Here is a 635-nt window from a genome sequence, read left to right as displayed (position 1 = left end):
TCGGGTTGGCGAGCATGTGTTTTGTCGGCATCAGGTGTGAAGGACCGGCCGGCGTGACTTGATAGGAGCGTGGCACCGCCCCCACTGAGGTATGTCCGCCGACCGGCCCAACCGTCACCTCACAGTGAATGGAGGCAACCACCATGGTTGTTGTTGGAGCCGATGTACACAAGCGCACGCACACCTTCGTCGCTGTCGACGATGCGGGTCGCAAGCTCGCCGAGAAGACCGTTCAAGCGATCACCGTCGGGCATGCCGAGGCGGTGATGTGGGCCCGCGAACAGTTCGGGGGCGATGTCATCTGGGCGATCGAGGATTGCCGGCATTTGTCGGCGCGTCTGGAACGTGACCTGTTGGCGTTGGGGCAGAAGGTGGTGCGGGTGCCGCCGAAGTTGATGGCCCAGACCCGGGCCTCGGCACGGACCCGCGGCAAGTCCGATCCGATCGACGCATTGGCGGTGGCGCGGGGATTCCTACGTGAACCGGACCTTCCGGTGGCCTCTCATGACGAGGTGTCGCGGGAACTGAAGCTGTTGGTGGATCGCCGCGAAGTCCTTGTCGCGGCACGGACGGCGACCATCAATCGGTTGTTGTGGCGGGTCCATGAGCTCGATCCCGAGCGTGCACCCAAAGCT

1 protein-coding gene is annotated in these 635 nt (G+C 63.9%); it reads left to right on the top strand.

Features of this window, described 5'->3' with window-relative positions; genetic code table 11:
• Nucleotides 1-143: 143 nt before the first annotated feature.
• On the top strand, nucleotides 144-635 hold a 492-nt coding region (locus ACXAID_RS28320; RefSeq protein WP_475025464.1), incomplete at its 3' end, for an IS110 family transposase.

It is taken from the genome of Mycobacterium sp. ABE4_509 (assembly GCF_056160785.1).
Note: the sequence above shows the minus strand (reverse complement) of the source record. Positions and strands in the feature narration are given on the sequence as shown.